We start from the raw sequence: 18,625 nt of genomic DNA, 5'->3' as shown, positions 1-18,625 counted from the left end.
CGCCCCGCGCCGGCGGCCGGTCGTCCCCGCGCGCGGGCGGCCCGCATCGCCGATCCTGGACGCCCGCCCCCTGCCCGCCCCACCGCCCCTCCCGAGGAGGCCCTCGATGCTGCTCCGCCGCCTGGCCCAGACCTCGCGCGCCGTGGCGGCCGAGCCCGGCCGCCGGGCCAAGACCGAGCTGCTCGCCGACTGTCTGCGCGCACTCGGTCCGGACGAGGCGCCCTCGGCCGTCGCGCTGCTCTCGGGCGAGTCGCAGCGGCTGCGCACCGGCCTCGGCCCGGCCGCCCTGCGCGAGCTCCCGCCGCCCGCCGCCGAGCCGGTGCTGGGGGTGCGCGAGACGGAGCAGGTGCTGGAGGCGATCGCCGCCGTGCACGGGGCGGGCGCCCGGGCGGAGCGGCACCGGCTGCTGGCCGGACTGTTCGGCCGGGCCACCGACGTCGAACAGGCCTTCCTGCGCGCCGTCCTGGTCGGCGATCTGCGCCAGGGTGCCCTGGACGCGGTGGTCGCCGACGCCGTCGCCCGGGCCGCCGGGGTGCCGGCGGCGACGGTGCGGCGGGCGCTGATGTTCCGCGGCTCGGCGCGGGCGGTGGCCTCGGCCGCGCTGACCGCCGGGGAGCCGGCGCTGGCCGCCTTCCGGCTGGAGGTGGGCCGGCCGGTGCGGCCGATGCTGGCGGCGTCGGCACCGGACGTCGGCACGGCGCTGGAGCGCTTCCCCGGGCCGGTGGCGCTGGAGTGGAAGCTGGACGGGATCCGGGTCCAGGTGCACCGGGACGGCCGGGACGTCGGGGTCTTCACCCGGTCGCTGGACGACATCACCGCCCGGGTGCCCGAGGTGGTGGAGGCCTCGCTGGCGCTGCCGGTGCGGTCGGCGGTGCTGGACGGCGAGGCGATCGCCCTCGGTCCGGACGGCCGGCCGCGCCCCTTCCAGGAGACCGCCGCCCGGACGGCGGCCCGCCGGGACCCGGAGCTGCTGCGCGCCGAAGTCCCGCTCAGCGCGCACTTCTTCGACCTGCTGCACCGGGACGGCGAGGACCTGGTGGACCGGCCAGGACGGGACCGCTGGGCCGCGCTGGCCGAGGCCGTCCCGGCCGGGCTGCGGGTGGCCCGCACCGAGACCGGGGACCGGGAGGAGGCCCTCGCGTTCTTCCGGGAGACCCTCGCGCGCGGCCACGAGGGCGTGCTGCTGAAGGACCCGGCGGCCGGCTACCGGGCCGGGCGGCGCGGCGCGGGCTGGATCAAGGTGAAGCCCCGGCACACCCTGGACCTGGTGGTGCTGGCCGCCGAGTGGGGCAGCGGCCGGCGGACCGGCTTCCTGAGCAACCTGCACCTGGGCGCGCGGTCGGGCGGCGAGCCGGGCCTCGGCCCCTGGGTGATGCTCGGCAAGACCTTCAAGGGGCTCACCGACGAGACCCTGGCCCGGCAGACCGAGGCGCTGCTGGCCCGCGAGGTCGACCGGGACGCCTGGACGGTGCGGGTGCGGCCCGATCTGGTCGTGGAGATCGCCTTCGACGGGCTCCAGCGCAGCCCCCGCTACCCGGCCGGGCTGGCGCTGCGGTTCGCCCGGGTGGTGCGCTACCGGCCCGACAAGAGCGCGGCGGAGGCCGACACCGTCGGGACCGTCCGGGAGATCGCGGCGGCGGAGGGGCTCGCACCGGCGGTCGGACCGGACGGGCCGGTCGCACCCGCAGCCGGACCGGACATCCCGTCTGACGAGTGATCAAACTTCTTTTTCCTCACACTCGTTCACGACCGGAGGCAAATCGGCCATTCTGCGCCGGACGGCCGTGCTCTCTTCGTGTGCGACGGGATCCGGGGTTAGTTTGACGACGAAAGCGGGGGCGGCACGGCCCGGGCGATCCGGTGCCACACCAGAGAGGTTTGCCCGACATGCACGTGAACGTCGAACGGGACCGCTGCTGCAGTTCCGGCCAGTGCGTCATGACCGTGCCGGAGATCTTCGAACAGGACGACCAGGACGGTCTGGTGAGAGTCCGCCTGACCGCCGTACCCGCACCACGGTTCGCCGAGGTGCGGCTCGCCGCCGAGCTCTGCCCGGGCGGCGCGATCACCGTCACCGAGGACGACGGGGCCGGCTCCGCCACCTAGGGCCTGTCCGGCCCTAGCGACCGCCCGCCGTCTCCCACCGCCTGCCACGGGCCCACAGCCCCACCTGTCACGCGAGGAGACCACCTTGAGCACACCCACCGCCCCCGTCACCCTGATCCCCGCCCGGCACGACACGGCCTGCCCGTACGCGCCGCCGCCCGCCTACACCGAGGCCGCGAGCACCGGCCCGGTCACCCGCGCGGAACTCCCCGACGGCAGCCCCTGCTGGCTGGTGACCGGCTACCAGGAGGTCCGTACGGTGCTCTCGGACCACCGGTTCAGCGCGGACGCCCGCCGGCCCGCGTTCCCCTTCCTGACCGAGGGCCGACGCGAACTCGTCGCCGCCAACCCCTCCTTCATCCGCCTCGACGACCCCGAGCACGCCCGGCTGCGCCGCATGGTCACCGGGGACTTCCTGGTCAAGCGGGTGGAGGAGATGCGCCCCGGCATCCAGCGGATCGTGGACGAGGCGCTCGACCGGATGACCGCCCGGGGCGGCCCGAACGGGCCCGCCGACCTGGTCGCCGACTTCGCCCTGCCGGTGCCCTCCCTGGTGATCTGCCTGCTGCTGGGCGTCCCGTACGAGGACCGGGAGGAGTTCCAGGCGAACAGCCGGCTGATGCTGGACATCGAGGCCGACGACCGGGTGGTGACCCGGGCGCAGGAGGACCTGCTGGACTACCTGGCCCGGCTCGCCGAACTCAAGCGGACCGAGCCGGGGGACGACATCCTCAGCCGGCTGGTGACCCGCGAGGACCTCTCCCCGCGCGAGATCGCCTCGACCGGCGTGCTGCTGCTGGTCGCCGGGCACGAGACCACCGCCAACATGATCGGACTCTCCACCGCGCTGCTGCTGCGCCACCCGGAGCAGGCCGCCCGGCTGGCCGACCCGGCGGCGGTGCCCGGGGCAGTGGAGGAGTTGCTGCGGCTGCTCACCATCGTGCACACCGGGGTTCCCCGGCAGGCGCTGGAGGACGTCGAGCTCGGCGGCACGCTGATCCGGGCCGGGGACGGCGTGATGGCGATGCTGTCGACCGCCAACCGGGACGACGAGCTCTTCGGCACCGAGGGCCACCTGGGCGTCGACGAGGTCGACCTCGACCGCGAGGCGCGCCGGCACATGGCCTTCGGCTTCGGCGTGCACCAGTGCCTGGGGCAGCCGCTGGCCCGGGCGGAGCTGCAGATCGCGCTGGCCACGCTGTTCCGGCGGCTGCCGGGGCTGCGGCTCGCGGTGCCGGAGGAGGAGCTGGAGTTCCGCAGCGAGGCGCTGATCTACGGGCTGAGGGAGCTGCCGGTCGCCTGGTGACCGCCCGCGGGCGGCCGGGCGCGGACGGGCGGACGCGGGCCGCCGGACACGGCTCGGACCGGCTGACCCGGCTCGGTGGACCGGCGTCCCGGTGGCCCGCGGACCATCGGGACGCCGGTCCGGTTGGCCCTCGCGGGGGCGCGGGGGCAGGCTGGAGGTGCGAGACAGAAACCGGACCGGCGGCCGCCCGGCACCACGGCGTACCGCAGCGGGCCCGGACGCCCCGGCCGGCCGAGGAGACGGAGCCCGCGATGACCGACATGAGCGCACGCTCCGAGGTGAGCGTCGACCAGGACGAGGACGTCCGCGCGGCCGACCCGGAGGAGGGCATCACCTCGATGCAGAACCTGCACGCGCAGGACACCTCACAGGCGGAGGGCGAACCCCAGGATGAACCGGGGGCGAGCAGCTGATCCGCTCGAACCGACGAGTTGCCACGAGGCCGCCCGACCCCTGGGCGGCCTCCGCGACCGCCGGTGTCGCCGCCCGCACGGCGGCGGACCGGCCGGAGAGGATGGGCGCATGACCGAACAGCAGCAGGGCACGGCGGCGCAGCGACCGACGGGGCAGCGACCGACGGGGCCGGTGGAGCCGCCGGTGGACCCCCGGGCCTCGTGGGCCACCTGGACCACGCAGTCGATCATCAGTGGACCGGGCGGGGTGACCACCGTCGAGGTCGGCCCGATCTCGGGCGACCTCACCGTGCACACCACCTGGGTGGACGGCGAGGCGCGGCTCACCGTCCAGTACACCGGGGCGCTGGACTGGTACTCGGTGGCCGGCAGCCCCGTCCCGGCGGCCGACGAGACCACCGCGCGGGCCGTCCACCAGGCGATGGTGAACGCGGTCAAGACCGGGCGCGGCTCCGGGGCCCCGCCGGCCCCGACCGGCTGACCGGCTGACCGGCTGACCGGCCCATCGGCTGTGCGGCGGTACTGACCGAGCCCGCCCGGGGTCGGTCAGTACCGCCGCACAGCCGCCTCACGCACACCTCACGCACGCCTCACGGCCGGTCGTCCGGTTCCGCCCTGGACCCCGCCGACCCCTTGGTGAGCCTCGGTCCTCCCTCGGCCGGTCCCGAAACCGGGGCGGCGGCGGCCCAGTACCCGGGGTCGACCGGGCGGCGGCCCCGCAGGTCCGCGCGGACCTCGCGGGCCACCCTGCGGGTGTCGCGCAGGTTCACCGTGGCCCCGATGCCCGCGCCGACCAGCAGCGGGGTCAGCGACGGCAGCCGGCGCAGCGAGCTGCGGGTGAGCCGGCGGCGGACCTGCTGGCGCACCTCGCCGCCGAGCGCCATCGCCGCCAGTCCGGCCGGTTTGGCGAGCAGCGAGCCGTCGATGCCGCGCCGGTTGGCCCAGGCGGTGACGTAGGCGCCGGCCTTCTGGGTGGTGCTCCCGTAGGCGGGGAGGCCGTAGACCTCGTGCAGCTCGGCGATCAGCTTGATCTCGACGGCCGCCACGGCGAGCGTCTCGGCGGCGATCTCCAGCGGCATCGCGGGCGGCACCGGGAGCATCGCGGCGGCGCCGACGCCCGCGCCCAGCGCGCTGGAGGCCCGGCCCGCGCCGGTGACCAGCAGGTCGGCGAGCTGTTCCGGGTCGGTGGCGCCGGGGTGCTGGGCGCGCAGGGTGGCGAGGTCGCGGACGGGGATCCGCGGGGCGGCCTGCAGCAACTGCTCGGCCAGCGCCCGGCCGCCGAACGCGGCGCCCTTGGCCGCCGCCCGGCCGCCGCTGCCGAGCCGGCGGGCGATGTCGGTGACCAGCTGGGCGCCGCGCCGCCGACCGCGCTCGGTGTCCGCGCGGTACTCGGCGACGCCCCCGGCGCCCTCGGCGGGCGCCCCGGGGGCGGCCGGTTCGAGTTCCTCGACCAGGCCGGCCAACTCGTCGGCGACGTCGTCCGGGGTGGGCGCGGGCTGCCCGGAGCGTCCCGGCTTCCTGAAGATTGCCATGCTGAGGCCGTACCCGGCGGGGCGCGGCGGTACGCTCCGGGGGTGTCCCGGTCCTGCGACAGGACGGCCACGGCGTCGTCCCGACGGCCCAGGATCGCGCTGCGGCCGTCCCCCTGTCAGTCGGTGATCTCGACGCCCCGCCAGAACGCCACCCGGCCGCGGATGTGCTCCGCCGCGGGCTCGGGGTCGGCGTAGTACCAGGCCGCGTCCGGGTTGGTCCGCCCGTCGACGTCCAGGGAGTAGTACTCGGCGGTGCCCTTCCAACCACACACCGTGGTGGTGTCGGACGGGTGCAGGTACTCCGGGCGGACGGAGTCGACCGGAAAGTAGTGGTTGCCCTCGACGACGACGGTGTCCTCGCTCTCGGCGACGATCGTGCCCTGCCAGCGCGCTGTGGTCATCCCGGGAGTCTGCCCGACGGGGCGCGGCGGCGTCACGGGGTCCGGCGCGATCCGGCCACTCCGGGGTGTGACGGTGCGCCCCCGGAGCGGGCGGCCGGAGCGGGTGGGGTCAGGGCAGTGGCTGGGCGTGGACCGGGAGGTGCGGGCTCTGGTGGCCGCCGGTGGCGAGCATCCGGACCTCCCCCGCGTCGCTGATCTCGGCCCGGACGATCCCGCTGGGGTCCTCGTACACGGGATGGCCGCCGGGCCCGGTGGCGCTGGTGCGCTCGACCACGACCACGTCCTGCGGGGCCTGGGTACCGGGGGTGCCCGGGAAGGTGAGTGCGTAACGGGTGACGGGGCTCATCACCGACCTCCTGGTCCCTGTTCGACGTGCCGGTGCGCACGGTTCCACGTGCCGGTGCTCACAGTCCGTTCTCGGCGGACCGTCCTCGGGCGGTCCGTCCTCAGGCGGACCGTCCTCAGGCGGTGGCCCGGGCCGGGTGGGCGGGGGCGCCGCGGACCTCCAGCTCGCCGAGCAGTCGCGAGGTGGCCTCGGCGACGGCGTCCACGGCCCGGTCGAAGGCCTCGCGGTTGTGCGCGGCCGGGGCCCGGAAGCCGGACACCTTCCGCACGTACTGGAGCGCGGCCGCGCGGTAGTCCTCCTCGGTGGCGTCGGGCGTCACGGGTGGTCTCAGCGTCTTGATACTGCGGCACATGCCACCAGTCTCGCGCGCCGACGCCCGGGGGGCGACCCCCGTCCGTCACCGGACCGTCGTACGCACCACACGGCGCCGTCATCCGGACGGATTAGGATTTGGGCCTGACAATCCCGTTTCTTACCTTTCGGTCCGGAGTACCCCCTTGCCTCTCGCGCTGGTCGCCCTGGCCGTCACCGCCTTCGCCATCGGAACCACCGAGTTCGCCGTCATGGGGCTGCTCCCCCAGGTGGCGGACAGTCTGGACGTCTCGATCCCGCAGGCCGGCTGGCTGATCTCGGCCTACGCCCTGGGCGTGGTGATCGGGGCGCCGCTGCTCACCGCGCTCGCCGCCGGACGGCCCCGGAAGGCGGTGCTGATCGCCCTGGCCGGGTTCTTCGCCTTCGGGAACCTGCTCTGCGCGATCGCCCCCGACTTCTGGACGCTGGCCGCCGCCCGGCTGATCACCGGGCTGCCGCACGGCGCGTTCTTCGGCGCCGGGGCGGTCGCGGCGGCCGAACTCGTCACGCCGGACAAGCGGGCCCGGGCGGTCGCGGTGATGTTCTCCGGCCTGACCCTCGCCAACGTCGTCGGGGTGCCGGCCGCGACCCTGCTCGGCCAGCACCTGGGGTGGCGGGCGACCATGCTGGTGGTGGTCGCGATCGGCGCGGCCGGGGCGCTGGCGATCGCCCGGCTCGTCCCGGCGCTGCCCTCCCCCGCGCAGGCGGGCCTGCGGCACGAGCTGGGCGCGTTCCGCAGCGGACAACTCTGGCTGGCGCTGGCCATGGTGGTCGTCGGCTGCGGCGGCTTCTTCGCCTGCTACTCGTACATCACCCCGCTGCTCACCGAGGTGTCCGGCTTCGGCACCGGCTCGGTGACGCTGGTGCTGTCGCTGTTCGGGGTGGGGATGACCATCGGCAACGTGCTCGGCGGCTACGCGGCCGACCGCGCGCTGCGACCGACGGTCTGCGCCTCGTTCCTGCTGGTCGCCGCCGTGCTGGCGCTGTTCGCCGTCACCGCGCGGGCCGAGTGGTCGGCGGCGGTGACGGTGCTGCTGGTGGGGCTGTTCGGGTTCGCGATCGTGCCCGCCGTGCAGACGCTGGTGCTGCAGAAGGCGTCCGCCGCGCCGACGCTGGCCTCGGCGACGGTGCAGGGCGCGTTCAACCTGGCCAATGCGCAGGGCGCGTACTTCGGCGGGCTGGCGCTGGACGCCGGGCTGGGCTGGACCTCGCCGACGCTGGTCGGCGCGGGTCTGGCGACCGCGGGCGCGGTGATCGCGGTGGCCTCCTGGGCCGTCGACCGGCGACGCCCGTCGGCCGCGGCCCGGGCATCGGCGCCGACCCTGGTCGTGGCCGGGGCCGGGACCGGGACCGGGGTCGGGGTCGGCTCCGCGCCGGCTCCGGAGGGCCGGATCGGCGCGGAGACCACGACCCGCCGCTGAGCCAGGCTGACGGCCCGGGCCGTCAGCCTGCCGGGTCGGCGGCGGGCCGGAGGGCGGCGGGACCGGCCGGGGCGGGCAGCGAGACGGTGGGCGCGGCCGGGGCCGGGGTGGTGGCGGGCGGCGGGCCGCCGCAGGTGCCGGTGTTGAGCAGGGTCTCGAACGCGGCGTTGGTGGCCGGGAGGTCCGCGACGTCGAACGCGTTCACCGAGGCCACGAACTCCCGACGGAGGTCACCGTCGGCGTACATGAAGGTGTTGTAGCCGGGGATGCCGCCCCCGTGGCCCCAGACCGGCCCGCAGGGCGTCCGCATCCGATGGATGCCGAGGCCGTACTCGGTCTCGCCGCTCTGCGGGGCGACCGTCGTCATCTCCGCGAGCAGCGGGCGCGGCAGCAGCCGCCCACCCATCAGGGCGGTGACGAAGGTGGTGAGGTCGGCGGTGGTCGAGATCCCGGCGCCGGCCGCGCCCGCCATGCTCGGGTCGAGCTCGGTGGTGTCGGCCGGCCCGGCCGGCAGCTTGTAGTAGCCGTGCGCGTGCGGGCCGGGGATCGTCGTCGAGTGGGTCGGCATGGAGGTACGGGTCAGGCCCAGCCGGCGGATGATCCGGCGGTCCACCTCCTGCTCCCAGCTGTGCCCGGTGACCCGCTCGATGATCTGCCCGACCACGATGTAGTTGGTGTTGGAGTAGTGCCAGCCCCGGCCCGGCTCGAAGTACGGCGGGTGGGCGTTGGCCAGGGCGACCAGCTGCTGCGGCGTGTAGCGCGTCCAACGGTCGACGTCCAGCCAGCGCCGGATCCCGGCCGGGTCCTCCTCGAAGGCGAAGGACGGGTCCTCGGTGTAGTTGAACAGGCCGCTGGTGTGGTTGAGCAGCTGGCGGAGGGTGATGTTCCGGCCGTTCGGCACCGCGCCCGGCAGCAGGCTCTCCACCGGATCGTCCAGGCCGAGCCGCCCCTCGGCGACCAGTTGGAGGACGACGGTGGAGACGAAGGTCTTGGTCACGCTGCCGATCCGGAACAGTCCGTCGGTGGAGGCCGGGGCGCCCGTGGTGAAGTCGGCGGTGCCGGCCGCGCCCTTCCACACGGTGCGACCGCGTTCGCTCACCCGGGCCAGCGTGGCCGAGGCCCCGCCGGGGTCGACCATGCCGCGCACGGCGGCGTCCAGGACCCGGGCGTCGACACCCCGAGGCGCGCCCCCGCCGTCCTGCGTTCCCGTCACCGTCACCACCTCGGTCGGCTTGCTCGCGCCCAGGGCGCCGGCCGTGGGGGCGACCACGCCCACCAGGCCCGCGCCGGCCAGCGCGACTGCCACGACGCGCACGGCCGTGCCGTACCGCCGATGCCTCGTCCCGCCCCCGCGTCCCGTCCCACCCATGCGCCCTCCCCAGCCCGTGCCTTCGGGTGCGCACAACACCCCTGCCCCTTGCGGCAGCTGACACTCTGACAGGCAGGTGGGGCGGAGTTCGTCAGACCCTGGTCCGGACCCGCTCCGCCGCAGGTGCGATCCTCGGACGCGCGCCGCTCCTCCTCAGGTCCGGGGCGCTCCCTGACGGCCCTCGGGGGGTGTCTCCGACCCGGGTCGGAGACACCCCCGGAGCCCGAGGTCAGGCGGCAGGGGCCTTGACCCGGAGGACCTCGATGAACGCCCGCAGCCAGGCCGGGTGGTCGGGCCAGGCGCGCGCCGAGACCAGCACGCCGTCGACCACCGCCTCGCCGTCCACGTACGTCGCGCCGGCCGCCTTCACGTCCGGCTCCAGGGCCGGGTAGGCGGCGCTGGTCCGCCCGCCGAGCACCCCCGCGGCGGCCGACACCAGCGGGCCGTGGCAGATCTGCGCGACCGGCTTCTCGCCCTCGAAGAAGTGCCGGACGATGCGCTGCACGTCCGGGTCGTTGCGCAGGTACTCGGGCGCGCGACCGCCGGGGATCACCAGTGCGACGTACTCGGCCGGGTCGACCTCGGCGAACGCGAGGTCGGCGGGCCAGGTGTACCCGGGCTTCTCGGTGTAGGTGTCGTACCCGTCGACGAAGTCGTGCACCACGAACTGGAGCCGCTTGCGCGACGGCGCCGCGATGTCGACCTGGTACCCCTCCTCGCGCAACCGCTGGTACGGGTAGAACACCTCCAGCGACTCCGCGGCGTCCCCGGTGACGAGCAGGATCTTCGATGCCATCGCCGACATCCCTCCGAATCGATCGATCGTCAGACATGGTGCGGGCCCGGATCGGTGGGATCCGGGACGGGCCGGGACCAAGCTTCCGCACCCGGCCCACCGGCGCAACGGGGCGCACCGGGCACCCGGCCACCCGTGCGCGCCCCCGCACGCCTCCCATGGACCGCGCGCGCCCCCCGCAGGGACTTGCGCCTAAACTCCTGCTGCCCGAGTGACCGCGCCAACGTCCTGGAGGAGTCCGTACCGATGTCGGACCGCACCACCTACCTCGTCCTGCCCGGCTACCAGAACTCCGGACCGGCCCACTGGCAGAGCCACTGGGAGGCCGCCGACCCGGCGGCGTTCGTCCGGGTGCGGCAGGAGGACTGGGACCACCCCGAGCCGGACTCCTGGGTCGCGCGCGTGGACGCGGCGGTCGCCGCGGCGGCGGCCGACGGACCGGTGGTCCTGGTCGCGCACAGCCTCGGCTGCGTGGCGGTGGCCCGCTGGGTGGCCGGCGCCCCGGCCGCGCGGATGGCCGGCGTGCGCGGCGCCCTGCTGGTCGCGCCCGCCGACATCGACGACGTCGAGATCCCCGAGCTGCGGAGCTTCGGACCGGTGCCGCTGGCCCGGTTCCCGTTCCCGGCCACCGTGGTGGCCAGCACCGACGACCCGTGGGTCACCCCCGGGCGCGCCCGCCGGTTCGCCGAGGCCTGGGGTGCCCGGTACGTCGAGGCCGGGGCCTTCGGGCACCTCAACTCCGATTCGGCGCTGGGTGACTGGCCGCTGGGGCGGGAGCTGCTGGCCGAGCTCTGAGCGGTCGCCCGGGGCGGGGAGGTATCCCAGATTCCGGGGATGGGACGGCGGTCGCCCTCCGGGCCAGAATCGGCGCAGACCGACCAGCCCCCAGGAACACCCCCGAAGGGATGTGCCGCAGATGACCCGTTTCTCCCGCTCGCTCGCCGTGCTCGCGGTCTCCGCGACCGCCGTGCTCGGCGGCATCGCCGTCGCGCCCAGCGCCTCGGCCGCCAACAAGTGCGACGTCGAGTACACCGTGGCGTACTACACCTACAAGCAGCTCGGCTACCCGGAGCTGGAGTCGATGCTGCACGCCGAGAAGTCGTACGGCCTCTGCCAGGCCGGCGGCTGAGCCGGACCACCGGGGAGGAGCTCCTCCCTCCGGACCGGGGGCCGGCCGCGGTGCGTGACCGCGGCCGGCCTCCGGCGCGACCGGGGACCGTACCCACCGCCCCGGCCCGGCAAGGACGGTGGGTGCCGGAACTTCTCCCGCAGTTCGCCCGACGGCCACCCGGCGGGGTCCGACTGCTCCTAGTCTGCGGGCGGCAGCCACCATCACGACGCCACCGCGACGCCATCAGCGCGGGCTAGGAGCATCCATGACGTACCGTCCGACCGACGGCAGCACCCCGGCGGAGTCCGCCGACGGCACCTCCGCCTCCCGCCGGAGCTTCCTGCGGGTCACCGGTGCCGCCGGGCTCGGCGCGGCGGCCTTCGCGGCCGGGGCCGGCGAGGCGTTCGCCGCCCCCGCCGGGGACCAGCCGGACGCCGAGCTGTCCGGTGCCGGTGCCGCCGACGACGAGCGCGGCGTCGCGTACGGCCGCCCGACCGGCACCCGCCCGCCGGTCCGCACCGGCACCGGCCTGGACCGCCTGCCGCACCCGCTGATCGTCGGTCACCGCGGCGCCCCCGGCTACCGCCCCGAGCACACCCTGGGCTCCTACGACCTGGCGCTCCAGCTGGGCGCGGACGTCATCGAGCCGGACCTCGTCCCCACCAAGGACGGCCAGCTGGTGGTCCGGCACGAGAACAACATCGCGGAGACCACGGACGTCGCGGACCACCCTGAGTTCGCGAACCGCCGCACCACAAAGACCATCGACGGTGCCGCCCAGACCGGCTGGTTCACCGAGGACTTCACCCTCGCCGAGCTGCGCACCCTGCGCGCCAGGGAGCGGCTGCCGCAGCAGCGCCAGCGCAACACCCTCTACGACGGCCGCTGGGCGATCCCGACCTTCCGCGAGGTGGCCGACTTCGCCCGCAAGCGCGGCCGCGAGCTGGGCCGGGACGTCTGGGTGTACCCGGAGACCAAGCACCCGAGCTACTTCCGTTCGATCGGCCTGCCGCTGGAGGAGCGGCTCGCCGACGAGCTGCGCCGCACCGGGCTGGCCGGGCGCAACGGCCGGGCGATCCTCCAGTCCTTCGAGCCGAGCAGCCTGCAGCGGCTCGCCAAGCTGGTCGACAACCCGAAGATCTTCCTGCTCAGCGGCCCGACCACCCAGCCGTACGACTTCGTGCTGTCCGGTGACAAGCGCACCGTCGCCGACCTCGTGAAGCCCGAGAACCTGCGCTGGATCGCCTCCTTCGCGCACGGCATCGGTCCGACCACCACCCTGATCGCGCCGGTCGACGCGAGCGGCAAGCTGCAGCCGCCGACCACCCTGGTCCGGGACGCGCACACGGCCGGTCTGCTGCTGCACCCGTACACGGTGCGCAACGAGAACGCCTTCCTCCCGCTGGACTACCGCAGGGGCACCGACCCGAACGCGTACGGCGACGCGATCGGCTGGGCGAAGTACCTGTACGAGCTCGGGGTGGACGGCTTCTTCACCGACCAGACGGACACCAGCGTGCTGGCCCGCCAGGACTTCTGGGCGGCCAAGGGCGCGCACTGACGCCCGGCGCCGCACGCGACCGCGCCCCGGAACGTCCGTCGACGTTCCGGGGCGCGGTGCTGTCCAGGGCCAGGCCGGGCGGGTCAGCCGTCGCCGTGCTGCTCCTCGGACTGCTGGGTCTGCCGGTTCTGCCCGTCCTGCCCCTCCGGCTGCGCGGGCGGGGTCGGCTGCGCGGGCGGGGTGGACTTGCGCGTGGGCTGCCGGCCGGGGGGCTGGGTCCGCCCGCCGGGCCAGGTCGGGGCGACGTCGGTCGGCTGGCCGCCCGGCCAGGTCGTCCACGGCGAGCCGCTGACCGAACTCGGCGAACCGCTGCCCGGGCTCGCCGAGGGGTCGCGCTTGGGCGGCGGGTTGGGGATGAAGACGGTCGCGAACTCCTTCTGCGGCATGGTCCGGACGGCGTCGTTCATGGCCATCTGCCAGATCGGCCCCGGGCCGGTGGCGCCGAAGACCTCCTCGAACCACTTGCCGCCGATCCGGATGTTCTTCATCGGGACGCCGCCGGCCGGGCCGCCCAGCCAGACCGAGGTGGCCAGGTTGCCGGTGTAGCCGCTGAACCAGGCCGACTTCTTCTCGTCGGAGGTACCGGTCTTGCCGGCGATCTGGCGGTCGTCGTCCAGGCCGAGGTCACGGCCGGTGCCGCCCTTCTCGGTGACGCCGAGCAGCACGGTGTTGATGATGTCGGCGGTGCTCTCGGAGAACACCCGGTCGCACTTGGCCGGGGTGACCGGGACGTCCTTGCCGTCCATGGTGGTGATGCCGCTGATCGCGACCGGCGTGCAGTAGGTGCCGCGGTTGGCGAAGGTCGCGTAGACGTTGGCCATCACCAGCGGGCTCACCTCCTGGGTGCCCAGGCCGAGGGCCGGCAGCTCCTGCAGCGGCTTGCCGCTCGCCTTGCCCGCCACGCCCAGCTTGTTGGCCATCTGCTTGACCGCGCAGAGGCCGATCTCCTGCTCCATCTGCACGAAGTAGGTGTTGACCGAGAGCGCCATCGCCTCCTTGAGCTCGTACGGGCCGACCTCGCCCGACGACTCGTTGGGGATGGTGCCGCCCTTCTTGCCCTTCTCCAGGTTCTTCCAGGTGCCGTCGCAGGTGCTCATCGTCGGCCAGTCCATCTTGTTCGGCGACGGGTAGGACTGGGTGGAGGTGAGCCCGGCCTCCAGGCCGGCGGCGGCCACGATCGGCTTGAAGTTGGAGCCGGGCTGGAAGCCGTTGCCGCCGCCCATCACCGCGTCCACGTTGTAGTTGACCACGGTCTGGTTCTTGGCCGGGTCGATCCCGTACGGGCGGGTCTGGGCCATCGCCAGGATCTTGCCGGTGCCCGGCTCCACCATGGTCATCGCCGCCGACACCGGGTCGGTGACCTTGACCTTCGTGGTGACCGCCTTGAGCGCGGCCGCCTGCTTCACCGGGTCGAGGGTGGTGTGGATGGAGAGGCCGCCCTGGTCCCACAGCTTCTTGCGCTCGGCCGCGGTCTTACCGAAGACCGGGTCCTGCTTGATCACGTGCCGGACGTAGTCGCAGAAGAAGCCCATGCCCGCGTCGGCGGTGATGCAGCCGTTCTGCGGCGCCTGGTAGTGCAGGACGACCGGCCCGGACTTGGCCTCCCTGGCCTGCTCCGCGGTGAGGTGCTTGTTCTCCACCATCTTGTCGATGACGACGTCGCGGCGCTTGCGCGCGGCCTCCGGGTGGGCCTTCGGGTCGAACTGGGAGGGGTTCTGCACCAGGCCCGCCAGCGTCGCGGCCTCGGCGACGGTGAGGTCCTTGGTGTCCTTGCTGAAGTAGCGCTGGGCGGCCGCCTGGATCCCGTAGGCCTGCTGGCCGTAGTACGTGATGTTCAGGTAGTTGGTGAGGATCTGCTCCTTGGTGAGCTCCTCCTCCAGCTTGATGGCGAACTTGAGCTCCTGGACCTTGCGGCCGAGGGTCTTGCGCTGGGCCTCCAGCACCGCCACCGGGTCGTCGCCGGCCTTCTCGACGTTGACGTTCTTCACGTACTGCTGGGTGAGCGTGGACGCGCCCTGGACGGCGGTGCCGCTCTCCGCGTTCTTGGTGATCGCCCGCAGGACGCCCTTGAGGTCGACGGCGCCGTGCTCGTAGAAGCGCGCGTCCTCGATGTCCACCTGGGCCTGGCGTATGAGCGTGCCCATCTCCTCGGCGGTGATCACCCGCCGGTCGCGCTCGTAGACCTTGGCTATCTGCTGGCCCTTGGCGTCGTAGATCCAACTGGCCTGGGTGAGCGGCGGTGTCTTCAGGCCGTCGGGGATGCTGTCGAACTCCTCCACACCGCTCTTCATGCCGAGCCCGAGCGCACCCGCGGCCGGCAGGGCGATGCCCGCGAGCAGGACGCCCGCGAGGGTGCTGTAGCCGAGGAACTTCACGCCGTGGCCGAGCAGGCCCAGCGGGGTCTCGCGGCGCCGGGGGCGCGGTACCCAGGTGTCGAGGGGCTCCGGGGAGGGAGTGCGGCGGCTTCTCCGTGACATAGTCGGAACACTACGTCCACGAAAACCGCTCGTGGGGCCGGTGTTGGCCAACCTTTGTCACAAATCGGCGACAGATCGCCGACGTTGGGCGTGGCGTGTCGGGCGACCCGGGGGCAACCCGCTTCGGGAAAGGGTCGTTCGTTTACGGTTGATGGGATTCGATCAAGAACGGGCGGGCGATCGGAGCCGCTCGTTTCCGCACACCTGCGCGGTCACCTGCGTACACACCCGCGCACACTCGTGCGGTCACCCGTCGCGCTTCTTCCGTCGCAGACCGAACACCGCGCCCGCGATCGCGAGCAGGAACGCCACGCCGAGCACCTTGTCCCCGGTATCGGCCGGGGATCCGGCGGCGGTCGACGACGGGGCGCTGCCGGCCGACGGCGGGGCCGCCTCGCCCGACGCCCCGCCCGACGCGGGGGCCGACGCCGGGCCCGACGGGATCGGATCCGGGCCGCGCAGCGGCGCGACGGTGTCCGGAAGCTGCTTGTCGTCGAGCGGCGCGCGCCAGACCGGACTGTCCTTGCCCTCGCTGCCGTAGAGCAGCGCCCGGCCGTCCGCGGTGAAGGTGACCGACTCGCCCTGGCGCTGGAACGGCGTGGACAGCGGCCCGAGTTCGCTCGGCGCGCCGTCCTTCCAGCGGTAGAGGGTGGCCGCGAAGTAGCCGCGCAGCACCAGCCGGGTGCCGTCCGGCGAGAAGGAGCCGTCGGTCGTCCACGGCACGTCGGCGATCCGGCGGAAGGTGTTCACCCCGGTCGGGGAGAGCTTCTCCGGCCCCTGGTAGAGCCCGGCGCCGCCCTGCTTCTTGCTGGCGATGTAGACGCGGCCGGTCGCCGGGTCGACCATCAGCGCCTCGGCGTCGCGCGGGCCGTCCTCGTAGCGGACCTTGTAGCGGGTCACCTCCACGGTCTGGTCGCGGAGTTCGGCGGGTTCGGCGAAGGCGTAGATCCAGACCTCGGGCCACTTGCCGCCGAGGTTGTCCCCGATGTCGCCGAGGTAGAGCCGGCCGTCCGGGCCGAGCGAGATCGCCTCGACGTCGCGCGGCTCGATGCCGCGCAGGGTGACGGTGGCGACCGTGCGGCCCTGGGGGTCGACGGCGTAGACGTACGGGCCGTCGTCGCTGTCGTTGTGCGTCCAGACGACGCCGGGGTGCCGGCTGCTCGCCGCGAGGCCGCTGGACTCGGTGATCCGCGGGTCGCCGATGGTGAACGCCTGGCCGGCCGGGTCCGCCGCTGCGGCCGCGGGCGCGGCTCCGGTGGCGGTGGCGGTGGTCGCGCCTGTGACACAGGCCGCGGCGAGCAGCACGGCGGGGAGCCTGGTCGTTCGCATCCTCAGCACCGGTCGATCCTCCCACGGCCGCCCCGGCTCCTCCCCCGGGATCGACAGTCGGCCGGGGGTTGTTTTTCGTCACCTTGACGAGATCCCTCGTCAGTCAATATCGTCAGCATGACGAAAAGGAGCCCCTCATGGCCGACATCACCAAGCGCTTCGGGATGCGCCACCTGCGCGCCCTCCCCACCGCCCACATCCGGCACGTCCGGCGCGGCCGGCTCACCCACGACGGCACCGGGCTCGCCTTCTGGTTCCGCCCGCTCACCGCCGCCCTCTCCGAGGTCCCGGTCGACGACCGCGAACTCGCCATGCTCTTCCACGCCCGCACCGCCGACTTCCAGGACGTCACCGTCCAGGGCACCCTCACCTACCGGATCACCGACCCGGCCACCGCCGCCGCACGCGTCGACTTCGGCATCGACCCCGACACCGGCGCCTGGCGCTCCGCCCCGCTCGACCAGCTCGCCAACCTGCTCACCGAGACCGCCCAGCAGCACGCGCTCGGCCTGCTCGCCCGCACCCCGCTCGCCACCGCGCTGGCCGACGGCATCACCGCCGTCCGCGAACGGATGGCCGCCGGCCTCGCCGCCGAACCGCGGCTCACCGAGACCGGACTCGCCGTCATCGCCGTCCGGGTGGTCGCCCTGCGCCCCGAACCGGAGGTGGAACGCGCGCTGCGCACCCCCGCCCGCGAACTGGTCCAGCAGGAGGCCGACCGGGCCACCTTCGAACGGCGCGCCGTCGCCGTCGAGCACGAGCGCGGCATCGCCGAGAACGAGCTCGCCAACCAGATCGAACTCGCCCGGCGGCAGGAACAGCTGATCACCCAGCAGGGCGCCAACGCCCGGCTCCAGGCCGAAGACGAGGCGGTCGCCGACCGGATCCGCACCGACGCCGAGGCGCAGCGCCGCACCCGGCTCGCCGGCGCCGATGCCGAGGCCGCCCGGGCGCTCGGCGAGGCCAAGGCCGCCGCCGAGGCGGCCTGGCTGGCCGCGCACCAGCAGGCCGACCCGGCGGTGCTGCGGGCGCTCGCGCTGATGCGGCTGGCCGAGCACCTGCCGCGGATCGACAGCCTCACGCTCACGCCGGACGTGCTGACCGGGCTGCTCGCCAAGCTCGGCGCGGGGGGCGGCGGTACGGCGGGGGGCTCGCTCTCCGGTGGCTCCGGCGGGAGCGGACGGTGACGCTCGCGCCCCGGGTGGTCCTGGTCCACCGCCGCACCGAGTACCAGGAACTGGTCGCCCACCACGGCACGCCCGGCCAGGCCGCGTACTTCCTGAACAGCCGGGGCCGCTCGGTCGAGGAGATCGAACGGCGCCACCTCCGGCAGGTCGAGGCGCTGGCCCGGGCGGCCGGCGCCGTCCCGCTCGACTGGCGCCGCACCCGCGTCGAACGCGCCGACCTGCCGCGCTTCCTCTTCGAGCCGGAGGACGTGGTCGTCGTGGTCGGCCAGGACGGCCTGGTCGCCAACGTCGCCAAGTACCTCGACGGCCAGCCCGTCGTCGGCCTGGACACCGACCCCGGCCGCAACCCGGGTGTGCTGGTCCGGCACCGCGCCGACGACCTGCCGCGGCTCCTGCCGGCCGCCGTCGGCCGGGGCAGTGAGCGGCGCGTCGAGGAGCGGACCATGGTCGAGGCGGTCACGGACGACACCCAGCGGCTGCTCGCGCTCAACGAGGTCTACGTCGGCCAGCCCGGCCACCAGACGGCCCGCTACCGGCTGACCGTCGAGGAGCGGACCCCCTACGCGTCCGACGACGGTGAACCCCAGGCCTCCTCCGGGGTGCTGATCGGCACCGGCACCGGCGGCACCGGCTGGTGCCGCTCCGTCTGGCAGGACCGCGGCGCCCCGCTCGCCCTGCCCGCGCCCGCCGCCCCGTCGCTCGCCTGGTTCGTCCGCGAGGCCTGGCCCTCCCCCGCCACCGGCACCACCCGGGTGCACGGCCTGCTCGACGGGGCGCAGCGGCTCGTCCTGACCGTCGAGTCGGACCGGCTGGTGGCCTTCGGGGACGGCGTCGAAAGCGACGCGCTGGACCTCGTCCGCGGCCAGACCGTCCGGGTGGGCGTCGCCGCCACCCGGCTGCGGCTGCTCGGCTGAGTCCT

The 18,625-nt window shown here is 74.4% G+C and carries 19 protein-coding genes; 11 read left to right on the top strand and 8 right to left on the bottom strand.

Annotated features, from left to right (window positions below):
- Positions 1–106 precede the first annotated feature (106 nt).
- The 5 genes from ACFP3U_RS01170 to ACFP3U_RS01150 all read left to right on the top strand — a co-directional run bounded on the left by ACFP3U_RS01170 (position 107) and on the right by ACFP3U_RS01150 (position 4,306).
- Positions 107–1,717 (top strand): ATP-dependent DNA ligase, encoded by a 1,611-nt coding sequence (locus ACFP3U_RS01170; RefSeq protein ID WP_380223145.1) that lies wholly within the window; start codon positions 107–109, stop codon positions 1,715–1,717.
- Between the two features lie 170 nt (positions 1,718–1,887).
- Positions 1,888–2,106 carry a ferredoxin gene (locus ACFP3U_RS01165; RefSeq protein ID WP_380223144.1) on the top strand — a complete coding sequence of 73 codons (219 nt, stop codon included), beginning with the start codon at positions 1,888–1,890 and terminating at the stop codon, positions 2,104–2,106.
- Between the two features lie 85 nt (positions 2,107–2,191).
- Positions 2,192–3,412: a cytochrome P450 gene (locus tag ACFP3U_RS01160; protein WP_380223142.1), complete on the top strand. Its 1,221-nt coding sequence runs from the start codon at positions 2,192–2,194 to the stop codon at positions 3,410–3,412.
- A 251-nt stretch (positions 3,413–3,663) separates the two neighbouring features.
- On the top strand, positions 3,664–3,825 hold the full coding sequence (locus ACFP3U_RS01155; protein ID WP_380223141.1) for a hypothetical protein: 162 nt from the start codon (positions 3,664–3,666) through the stop codon (positions 3,823–3,825).
- Positions 3,826–3,934: 109 nt separating this feature from the next.
- Complete coding sequence (locus ACFP3U_RS01150) at positions 3,935–4,306, top strand: hypothetical protein (protein WP_380223140.1); 372 nt, start codon at positions 3,935–3,937, stop codon at positions 4,304–4,306.
- Positions 4,307–4,415: 109 nt separating this feature from the next.
- Here ACFP3U_RS01150 and ACFP3U_RS01145 read toward each other — a convergent pair whose 3' ends face one another.
- From ACFP3U_RS01145 to ACFP3U_RS01130, 4 genes are all read right to left on the bottom strand, one after another.
- Positions 4,416–5,357 carry a hypothetical protein gene (locus ACFP3U_RS01145; protein ID WP_380223139.1) on the bottom strand — a complete coding sequence of 314 codons (942 nt, stop codon included), beginning with the start codon at positions 5,355–5,357 and terminating at the stop codon, positions 4,416–4,418.
- Between the two features lie 116 nt (positions 5,358–5,473).
- Positions 5,474–5,758 carry a DUF427 domain-containing protein gene (locus ACFP3U_RS01140; protein ID WP_380223138.1) on the bottom strand — a complete coding sequence of 95 codons (285 nt, stop codon included), beginning with the start codon at positions 5,756–5,758 and terminating at the stop codon, positions 5,474–5,476.
- A 109-nt stretch (positions 5,759–5,867) separates the two neighbouring features.
- The gene (locus ACFP3U_RS01135; protein ID WP_380223137.1) at positions 5,868–6,104 is read right to left on the bottom strand and encodes a DUF6296 family protein; all 237 of its coding nucleotides are present in this window, start codon (positions 6,102–6,104) and stop codon (positions 5,868–5,870) included.
- A 115-nt stretch (positions 6,105–6,219) separates the two neighbouring features.
- A complete protein-coding gene (locus tag ACFP3U_RS01130) occupies positions 6,220–6,456 on the bottom strand; it encodes a DUF2277 domain-containing protein (protein WP_380223136.1) in 237 nt (78 codons plus the stop codon).
- Between the two features lie 145 nt (positions 6,457–6,601).
- Here ACFP3U_RS01130 and ACFP3U_RS01125 point away from each other — a divergent pair, with 145 nt between their 5' ends.
- Entirely contained in the window at positions 6,602–7,876 is a 1,275-nt protein-coding gene (locus ACFP3U_RS01125) for an MFS transporter (protein WP_380223135.1), read from the top strand.
- A 22-nt stretch (positions 7,877–7,898) separates the two neighbouring features.
- Here ACFP3U_RS01125 and ACFP3U_RS01120 read toward each other — a convergent pair whose 3' ends face one another.
- Positions 7,899–9,191 (bottom strand): serine hydrolase domain-containing protein, encoded by a 1,293-nt coding sequence (locus ACFP3U_RS01120; protein ID WP_380223134.1) that lies wholly within the window; start codon positions 9,189–9,191, stop codon positions 7,899–7,901.
- Positions 9,192–9,474: 283 nt separating this feature from the next.
- Positions 9,475–10,041 carry a DJ-1/PfpI family protein gene (locus ACFP3U_RS01115; protein WP_380223133.1) on the bottom strand — a complete coding sequence of 189 codons (567 nt, stop codon included), beginning with the start codon at positions 10,039–10,041 and terminating at the stop codon, positions 9,475–9,477.
- 246 nt (positions 10,042–10,287) lie between these two features.
- On the opposite strand from ACFP3U_RS01115, the gene ACFP3U_RS01110 reads away from it, so the two are divergent.
- The 3 genes from ACFP3U_RS01110 (at position 10,288) to ACFP3U_RS01100 (ending at position 12,713) form a co-directional block, all read left to right on the top strand.
- The gene (locus ACFP3U_RS01110) at positions 10,288–10,836 is read left to right on the top strand and encodes an RBBP9/YdeN family alpha/beta hydrolase (protein ID WP_380223132.1); all 549 of its coding nucleotides are present in this window, start codon (positions 10,288–10,290) and stop codon (positions 10,834–10,836) included.
- Between the two features lie 121 nt (positions 10,837–10,957).
- Positions 10,958–11,170 (top strand): hypothetical protein, encoded by a 213-nt coding sequence (locus tag ACFP3U_RS01105; RefSeq protein WP_380223131.1) that lies wholly within the window; start codon positions 10,958–10,960, stop codon positions 11,168–11,170.
- A gap of 247 nt (positions 11,171–11,417) precedes the next feature.
- Entirely contained in the window at positions 11,418–12,713 is a 1,296-nt protein-coding gene (locus ACFP3U_RS01100) for a glycerophosphodiester phosphodiesterase (protein ID WP_380223130.1), read from the top strand.
- Positions 12,714–12,796: 83 nt separating this feature from the next.
- Here ACFP3U_RS01100 and ACFP3U_RS01095 read toward each other — a convergent pair whose 3' ends face one another.
- The gene (locus ACFP3U_RS01095) at positions 12,797–15,190 is read right to left on the bottom strand and encodes a transglycosylase domain-containing protein (RefSeq protein ID WP_380223129.1); all 2,394 of its coding nucleotides are present in this window, start codon (positions 15,188–15,190) and stop codon (positions 12,797–12,799) included.
- Between the two features lie 246 nt (positions 15,191–15,436).
- A complete protein-coding gene (locus ACFP3U_RS01090; protein ID WP_380223304.1) occupies positions 15,437–16,519 on the bottom strand; it encodes a hypothetical protein in 1,083 nt (360 codons plus the stop codon).
- 137 nt (positions 16,520–16,656) lie between these two features.
- On the opposite strand from ACFP3U_RS01090, the gene ACFP3U_RS01085 reads away from it, so the two are divergent.
- On the top strand, positions 16,657–17,706 hold the full coding sequence (locus ACFP3U_RS01085) for an SPFH domain-containing protein (protein ID WP_380223128.1): 1,050 nt from the start codon (positions 16,657–16,659) through the stop codon (positions 17,704–17,706).
- Positions 17,703–18,620, top strand: a complete 918-nt coding sequence (locus tag ACFP3U_RS01080) for a hypothetical protein (RefSeq protein WP_380223127.1) — start codon at positions 17,703–17,705, stop codon at positions 18,618–18,620. Before ACFP3U_RS01085 ends, ACFP3U_RS01080 begins: the two co-directional genes overlap by 4 nt.
- Positions 18,621–18,625 lie beyond the last annotated feature (5 nt).

Source organism: Kitasatospora misakiensis (genome assembly GCF_042656005.1).
Lineage (GTDB): Bacteria > Actinomycetota > Actinomycetes > Streptomycetales > Streptomycetaceae > Kitasatospora > Kitasatospora misakiensis.
Note: the sequence above shows the minus strand (reverse complement) of the source record. Positions and strands in the feature narration are given on the sequence as shown.

Excerpts from the sequence above, each read along its gene's own strand:
- ACFP3U_RS01170 (WP_380223145.1), top strand. The coding sequence starts at position 107 with ATGCTGCTCCGCCGCCTGGCCCAGACCTCGCGCGCCGTGGCGGCCGAG.
- ACFP3U_RS01165 (WP_380223144.1), top strand. The coding sequence starts at position 1,888 with ATGCACGTGAACGTCGAACGGGACCGCTGCTGCAGTTCCGGCCAGTGC.
- ACFP3U_RS01155 (WP_380223141.1), top strand. The coding sequence starts at position 3,664 with ATGACCGACATGAGCGCACGCTCCGAGGTGAGCGTCGACCAGGACGAG.
- ACFP3U_RS01150 (WP_380223140.1), top strand. The coding sequence starts at position 3,935 with ATGACCGAACAGCAGCAGGGCACGGCGGCGCAGCGACCGACGGGGCAG.
- ACFP3U_RS01145 (WP_380223139.1), bottom strand. The coding sequence starts at position 5,357 with ATGGCAATCTTCAGGAAGCCGGGACGCTCCGGGCAGCCCGCGCCCACC.
- ACFP3U_RS01140 (WP_380223138.1), bottom strand. The coding sequence starts at position 5,758 with ATGACCACAGCGCGCTGGCAGGGCACGATCGTCGCCGAGAGCGAGGAC.
- ACFP3U_RS01135 (WP_380223137.1), bottom strand. The coding sequence starts at position 6,104 with ATGAGCCCCGTCACCCGTTACGCACTCACCTTCCCGGGCACCCCCGGT.
- ACFP3U_RS01130 (WP_380223136.1), bottom strand. The coding sequence starts at position 6,456 with ATGTGCCGCAGTATCAAGACGCTGAGACCACCCGTGACGCCCGACGCC.
- ACFP3U_RS01115 (WP_380223133.1), bottom strand. The coding sequence starts at position 10,041 with ATGGCATCGAAGATCCTGCTCGTCACCGGGGACGCCGCGGAGTCGCTG.
- ACFP3U_RS01110 (WP_380223132.1), top strand. The coding sequence starts at position 10,288 with ATGTCGGACCGCACCACCTACCTCGTCCTGCCCGGCTACCAGAACTCC.
- ACFP3U_RS01105 (WP_380223131.1), top strand. The coding sequence starts at position 10,958 with ATGACCCGTTTCTCCCGCTCGCTCGCCGTGCTCGCGGTCTCCGCGACC.
- ACFP3U_RS01100 (WP_380223130.1), top strand. The coding sequence starts at position 11,418 with ATGACGTACCGTCCGACCGACGGCAGCACCCCGGCGGAGTCCGCCGAC.
- ACFP3U_RS01095 (WP_380223129.1), bottom strand. The coding sequence starts at position 15,190 with ATGTCACGGAGAAGCCGCCGCACTCCCTCCCCGGAGCCCCTCGACACC.
- ACFP3U_RS01090 (WP_380223304.1), bottom strand. The coding sequence starts at position 16,519 with ATGCGAACGACCAGGCTCCCCGCCGTGCTGCTCGCCGCGGCCTGTGTC.
- ACFP3U_RS01085 (WP_380223128.1), top strand. The coding sequence starts at position 16,657 with ATGGCCGACATCACCAAGCGCTTCGGGATGCGCCACCTGCGCGCCCTC.